At 72.5% G+C, this 6,538-nt stretch carries 6 protein-coding genes; 5 read left to right on the forward strand and 1 reads right to left on the reverse strand.

Going from position 1 to position 6,538, the window contains the following annotated elements:
- The 5 genes from GKQ77_RS24695 to GKQ77_RS24715 all read left to right on the forward strand — a co-directional run.
- Positions 1 to 2,690, forward strand: a 2,690-nt coding sequence (locus tag GKQ77_RS24695) for a sensor histidine kinase (protein ID WP_372459976.1), incomplete at its 5' end; no start/stop codon positions are given.
- 8 nt (positions 2,691 to 2,698) lie between these two features.
- Positions 2,699 to 3,196 carry a roadblock/LC7 domain-containing protein gene (locus tag GKQ77_RS24700; RefSeq protein WP_219691134.1) on the forward strand — a complete coding sequence of 166 codons (498 nt, stop codon included), beginning with the start codon at positions 2,699 to 2,701 and terminating at the stop codon, positions 3,194 to 3,196.
- Positions 3,193 to 3,615 (forward strand): DUF742 domain-containing protein, encoded by a 423-nt coding sequence (locus tag GKQ77_RS24705; protein WP_219691135.1) that lies wholly within the window; start codon positions 3,193 to 3,195, stop codon positions 3,613 to 3,615. Before GKQ77_RS24700 ends, GKQ77_RS24705 begins: the two co-directional genes overlap by 4 nt.
- Entirely contained in the window at positions 3,596 to 4,213 is a 618-nt protein-coding gene (locus tag GKQ77_RS24710; RefSeq protein WP_219691136.1) for a GTP-binding protein, read from the forward strand. The genes GKQ77_RS24705 and GKQ77_RS24710 overlap by 20 nt, the downstream gene beginning before the upstream one ends.
- 31 nt (positions 4,214 to 4,244) lie before the next feature.
- Positions 4,245 to 5,483 (forward strand): styrene monooxygenase/indole monooxygenase family protein, encoded by a 1,239-nt coding sequence (locus tag GKQ77_RS24715; protein ID WP_219691137.1) that lies wholly within the window; start codon positions 4,245 to 4,247, stop codon positions 5,481 to 5,483.
- Here GKQ77_RS24715 and GKQ77_RS24720 read toward each other — a convergent pair.
- Positions 5,453 to 6,538 (reverse strand): C40 family peptidase (locus GKQ77_RS24720; protein ID WP_219691138.1); only part of this gene is annotated, 1,086 nt, incomplete at its 5' end. The two genes, GKQ77_RS24715 and GKQ77_RS24720, sit on opposite strands and share 31 nt — an antisense overlap.

Here is a 6,538-nt window from a genome sequence, read left to right on the forward strand (position 1 = left end):
CCCCCACGCCCCCCGCCGGAGACACCGGCACCGGTTCGCATCCGGCCAAGGGTGTCGCCGCCAGTGTCAATAAGAAGCCCACCGCCCGTGTGCGCAATCGGCTGATCGTCGCCGTCGCTGTCGTCGCCGCCGCGATCGCCGGTGCCGGGGCGCCCGCCATCGTCGCCGCGTCCGGGCGGCTCAACGACACCCAGCGCCTGGTGACCCTCGCCGAGCACACCCAGCAGGCCGTCTCCCTCGGGCACTCGCTGGCCGACGAGCGTGACGAGGTCACCTCCTTCATCGCCTCCGGCCGCCCCCAGGGCAAGGGCCTCTCCGAGAGCCGCAGCGCCCGCGTCGACCGGCAGATCGACGAGCTGCGCGGCGCCGACGCCCCCGCCGGGCTCCGCGGTGAGCTGGCCGACATCGCCGCCGTCCGCCGCGCCGCGCTCACCGGCAAGAGCACCGCCCTGGAAGCGCACGAGGCGTACACGAAGGTCATCACCGAACTCCACGGCCTCACCCGCGACCTGGCCGAGCAGCTGCCGCCCGAGGCCAACAAGGGCGCCTTCGCCCTCGCCGACCTCGACCACGCCGTCGAGCAGGCCGCCGCCGCCCGCGGCCTCCTCCTCGCCGCCCTCGCCGTGCCGCCCGGCTCCGCCCCCGCGATCGACCCGGTCACCGGCCTCCCGGCGACCGGCACGGACGAGACCCCGGCCGCGGGCAAGCGCCGCGACGGCCTCAGCACCGCCGCCCAGCAGGCCCACATCCGCGAGCTCGCCTCGCTCGCCGACTTCCGGGACGCCGCGGGGGACTCCGCCCGCACCACGTACGACTCGACCGTCACCGGCCCCGAGGTCACCGCCGCGGAGAAGTACCTCTCCCGGCTCACCGACCAGCCCACGCTCTCCGCCGACGAGCAGCGCACCGACCGCGAGAAGCTCGACGCCGCGCTCTCCGCCCGCATCGAGACGATGCGCGGCGCCGAGTCCGCGCTCGGCGTCGAACGCACCAAGCGCCTCGCCCAGCTGCGCGACGACGACGTCACGGCGCTGGAGATCCGCGTCGCGCTCGTCGGCGTCCTGCTGCTCGTCGCGGTCGGCGTCTCCATGGCGATGGCGCGCTCGCTGACCCGCCCGCTCGCCGTCCTGCGGCTCGGCTCCGCCCGCCTCGCGACCGAGCCCGCGCCCCAGGAGCCGATCCGCTTCACGGGCCGCGACGACGAGTTCGCCCAGGTCGTCCGCTCCGTCAACGCCCTGCACGGTCACGCCGCCGCCCTCACCGAGCGCCTGGCCACGCTGGAGAAGGACCGCAAGCACCTCATCGGCAAGCGCCAGGCCATGGCCGACGAGCGCGAGGCCCTGCGCGCCGAACTCGCCGAGGCCTCCGTGCACTTGGAGCGCGTACGCCAGTCCATCCACGGCACCTTCGTCAATCTGGCCCTGCGCACCCTCGGCCTCGTCGAGCGCCAGCTCGCCGTGATCGAGAACCTGGAGGACCGCGAGCAGGACCCCGACCGCCTCGCCACCCTCTTCAAGCTCGACCACCTCGCCACGGTCATGCGCCGCCACAGCGAGAACCTCCTGGTCCTCGCCGGGGCCGAACACGGCCACCAGCACCCCGGCCCGGTCCCGCTCGTCGACGTCGTACGCGCCGCCGTCTCGGAGATCGAGCGGTACGAGCGCGTCCGCATCGCCACGCTGCCGCCGCACGCCCACATCGCGGGCTTCGCCGCGGACGACATCAGCCACCTCACCGCCGAACTCCTGGAGAACGCCACCTCGTTCTCCCCGCCCGACGCCTCCGTCGAGGTCTCCGGATGGCTCCTGGAGAGCGGCGAGGTCATGCTCTCCGTCCAGGACGAGGGCATCGGCGTCACCCAGGACCGCATGCGCGAGCTGAACGCCCGCCTCACGGACTTCGACCCCGACGACGCGTACGACCAGGAGAGCGGGGACGGCCTCGGGCTCGGCCTCTACGTCGTGGCGCGGCTCGCGGCGCGGCACGGGGTGCGGGTGCGGCTGCGGGAGCAGAAGCAGGGCGGTGTCGCGGCGGTCGTGGTGCTGCCCAAGCCGATTCTGGCGGAGGCGCCCTCGACTCCCGCGGTGATCGCGCCGCCGCGGGGCGGCGAATCCCTCGTCCACCTGCCGGGGTCGGAGGCCGAGGCCAACTCGAACGTCATCCCGGGGCGGTTGGCCACTGCCGCCGAAGGCGATCAGGATCCGCTGATCGCGGCGGCCGAGCGGACGCTGGAGACGGCCCTGCCGACGCCGGCGGACGAGCCCGGGCCCCCGCAGGAGCCCGAGTCGACGCCGGAGCCGGAGCCGGAGCCCGAGCCCGCGCCTTCGGCGGAGACGACCATGGAGCTGGCGGCGCCGGCGCCGCGGGAGGAGCCCCCCGCGCCCCCCAAGTGGGAGCGCGTCACCGACAAGGGGCTCCCCAAGCGCACCCCGAAGATCACCGCGCCCACGCCCGCCGCGCCCGAGCAGCGCAGCGGTTCCGTGGACGCCGAAGCGCTCCGCCGCCGCCTCGGCGGTTTCCACCAGGGCGCGCAGAGCGGCCGACGGGACGTGGAAGCCGAGCTGGCGACCGGAACAGACCCGGCCGAGCCATCGGGAAGTAACGCAAGTAACGCAAGTAACGCAAGTAACGCAAAGAACGTAAATGACGCAGACGTAATGGGGGACTCAGTCGAGGAGGCAAGCAGTTGACTGCGCCCATGCGCACGCCCAGTTCTTCCGCCGGACCCGCCACATACGGCCTGAGCAGTGAAGCCCGCAATCTGCACTGGCTGCTGACGAACCTCGTGGAGGAGGTGCCCGGCATCCTCTCCGTCGCGGTGGTCTCCTCCGACGGACTGCTGCTGCTCTCCTCCGACCCGGGGCGGAACGTGGAACGCCCGGCCCCGAACCCCACGGGCCCCAAGGGCTCGAGCGCCGACCTCGCCACCATCGTCTCCGGGCTCGGTTCCCTGACCATCGGCGCCGCCAAGCTGATGGACGGCGGCGGAGTCAAGCAGACCGTGGTCGCGATGGCGGAGGGCAGCCTCTTCGTCATGTCGATCAGCGACGGTTCGCTGCTCGGCGTGCACGCCACGCCGGACTGCGACATGACCGTCGTCGCCTACCACATGGCGCTCTTCGTCGGCCGCGCCGGACACGTCCTCACCCCCGAACTCCGCAGCGAGCTGCGCAAGTCGATGGAGGACGCCCGATGAGCGGCAGCCGCGAGACCGGCACGCCGAGGCTGCCGCAGCGCGGCGGCGACCGCAAACCCGCCCGCGTACGCCCGTACTCGCTGACCGGTGGCCGCACCAGGTTCGGTCACGTCCTGCTCGTGGAGACCTTCGTGGCGAGCCACCCCGAGCTGGAGGCCGCCGAGGAGCGCCGCGAACTGCCCAAGGGCACGCTCGCCAGGGTGATGCCCGAGATGCGGGCGATCGTCGAGATCTGCCGTCGCATGCGCACGGTCGCGGAGATCGCGGCGCTCCTCAAGATGCCGCTCGGCGTGGTCCGCGTACTGCTCAGCGACCTCGCCGACCAGGGAAAGATCCGCGTGTACGGAACGGGCCACGGCCCGGGACAGCCCGACCGCGCACTGCTGGAAAGGGTGCTGAGTGGACTCCGCCGTCTCTGAACTCCTCGAGAACGAGGGTCAGTTGCAGGCCTGGCAGACGGACAGGTCACGCGCCCCGATCGCCACGAAGATCGTGGTGGCGGGCGGCTTCGGCGTCGGCAAGACGACGCTGGTGACCGCCGTCTCCGAGATCACGCCCCTCCAGACGGAGGCGCTGATGACGCAGGCGAGCGCCGACACCGACGACCTGAGCGGGACGCCCGAGAAGACGACCACCACGGTCGCCATGGACTTCGGCCGCATCACGCTCGACGACGACCTGGTGCTCTACCTCTTCGGTACGCCCGGTCAGCAGCGCTTCTGGTTCATGTGGGACGACCTGGTGCGCGGCGCGATCGGCGCGGTCGTCCTGGCCGACACCCGCCGCCTGTCCGACTGCTTCCCGGCGCTCGACTACTTCGAGAGCTGCGGCCTGCCGTACATCGTGGCCGTCAACCACTTCGACGGCAGCGAGAGGTTCGAGGTGCCCGATGTGCGCGAGGCCCTGACGGTGCCCTCCCGCATACCCGTGCTGATCATGGACGCGCGGCAGCGGATCTCGGTCATCGAATCGCTGCTCGCCCTGGTCGGCCACGCGCTCGACGTCACCCCCGAGTAGCCGTCACCCCTGAGTAAGAAGAAGGTCCCTCATGCGGAAGATACTTGTCGTGGGAGCCGGGCAGTCCGGCCTCCAGATCGCCCTCGGGCTCCAGGCGCAGGGGTACGAGGTCACCCTGATGTCCAACCGCACGGCGGACGAGATCCGGTCCGGGCGGGTCATGTCCACCCAGTGCATGTTCGACACGGCGCTCCAGCACGAGCGCGACATCCAGGCGAACTTCTGGGAGTCGCAGGCCCCGAGGATCGAGGGCGTCGGCGTCTCGGTCGCCGGACCCGACGGTGCCCGCGTCATCGACTGGGTCGGCAAGCTCGACGGGTACGCGCAATCCGTCGACCAGCGCGTGAAGATGGCGGGCTGGATGGAGACGTTCGCCCAGCGCGGCGGCCAGCTGGTCATCCACGGCGCGGCGGTCTCCGACCTCGACTACTTCTCGCGCGCCTACGACCTGGTGCTCGTCTCGGCCGGCAAGGGTGAGCTGGTGTCGATGTTCGAGCGCGACGCCGCCCGCTCGCCGTTCACCGAGCCGCAGCGGGCCCTGTCGGTCGCGTACGTCCACGGGCTCGGCCCGCGCCCGGAGCACCCCGACTTCGACGCGGTGCGCTGCAACCTCGTACCCGGCGTCGGCGAGCTGTTCGTCATGCCGACCCTCACCACGTCCGGCCGCGCCGACATCCTCTTCTGGGAGGGCGTCCCCGGCGGCCCCCTCGACGTCTTCCAGGGCGTCAAGGACCCGAGCGAGCACCTGGCGCTCACGCTCGAACTCCTGGAGAAGTTCCTGCCCTGGGAGTACGCGCGCGCCACGAAGGTCGAGCTGACCGACGCGGGCGGCACGCTCGCCGGGCGGTACGCCCCGACCGTGCGCAAGCCGATCGGGCGGCTGCCCGGCGGCGGCGCGGTCCTCGGCGTCGCGGACGTCGTCGTCGCCAACGACCCGATCACCGGGCAGGGCTCCAACTCGGCGTCCAAGTGCGCCGCCTCGTACATCTCCTCCATCGTCGAGCACGGCGACAAGCCGTTCGACGAGGCGTGGATGCAGTCGGCGTTCGACCGCTACTGGGACACCGCGCAGTGGGTCACCAAGTGGACCAACGCGATGCTGGGCGCCCCGCCCGAGCACGTCCTCAACATCCTCGGCGCGGCGGGCCAGCTCCAGCCGGTCGCCGACCGGTTCGCGAACGGCTTCGACGACCCGGCCGACTTCGAGAACTTCTTCTACGACCCCGACAAGGCCGCCGCCTACCTGGAGTCGGTCGCGTCCGGCGGCTGATCGCCGCTGTATCCCAGGTCGCTGCCCGAGGTCGCACCCTCGGGCAGCCTCGGCGGGATGTACCCCCGCACGGGGCGGCCCCCGGGGTCGGGCCGGACCGCGCCGAGCACGGGGTTGGCCGCGATCGGTGACACCTTCACCCTGCTCCCGGGGCGCGGCGCCTGGACGACCTTCCCGTCGCCCAGGTACATCGCCACGTGCGTGGCGTTGGGGAAGTAGACGACGAGATCGCCCGGGCGCAGCTTCGACAGCGGGACGCGCCGCAGCTCGGCCCACTGCTCCTGGCTGGTGCGGGGGATCTCGCGGCCCGCGTGCGCCCAGGCCCGGGAGGTCAGGCCCGAACAGTCGTACGCGTCCGGGCCCTCGGCGCCCCACTCGTAGGGCAGCCCGATCTGCCGTACCGCGAAGTCCAGCGCCTTGCCGCCCTGCCGCGAGGGTGCCCGCGTGGCCCGGCTGCCGCTGAGCGCGCCGGACGCCATGAACGCGCGCTGGGCCCTCGCCGTCCCCGCGTCCTCCGCCTCCCGCAGGGCGTCCAGCTGGTCCGGGGTCAGCGCGGAAAGCATCTCCTGTACCTCTTTGAGCTGGTCGCCGACCTTGTCCCGCTCCCGTTTCTGCCGGGCGGCGAGGGCGGTCTGCGTGGCCAGCGCCTTCTTCGCCGCCCTCGCCAGCGCGTCCGCCCTCCGCTCGCCCTCGGTCAGGCGCTCCACGGTGGCGGCGCGGCCCGCGGCCACCCGCTGGATGACGTGACCCTGGTCGAGGGCGCGCTGGGGGTCGCGGGCGAGGAGGAGGCGTACGTAGGGGGAGAGGTCGGTGGCGTTCTGGTACTGCTGGCGGGCCAGGCGGCCGGCGTCGCCGCGGCTGTTCCTCGCGTGGGCGCGGGCCCGGGCCAGCTTTTCGGCGAGGTCTTTGGACCTCGCGCGCTGCTCCCTCAGCTTCTCGTCGGTCGCGTTGTACGTTTCCGATGCCTCTTCGGTGTTGCGGTACAGGCGCTGAAGGTCTGTCAGCAGCTCGGCTACGGGGCGGGTTTCCGGCTCCGGGGCCGCGTGGGCGAGGGG

Origin of the sequence: Streptomyces anatolicus (genome assembly GCF_019400875.1) — a bacterium.
Lineage (GTDB): Bacteria > Actinomycetota > Actinomycetes > Streptomycetales > Streptomycetaceae > Streptomyces > Streptomyces anatolicus.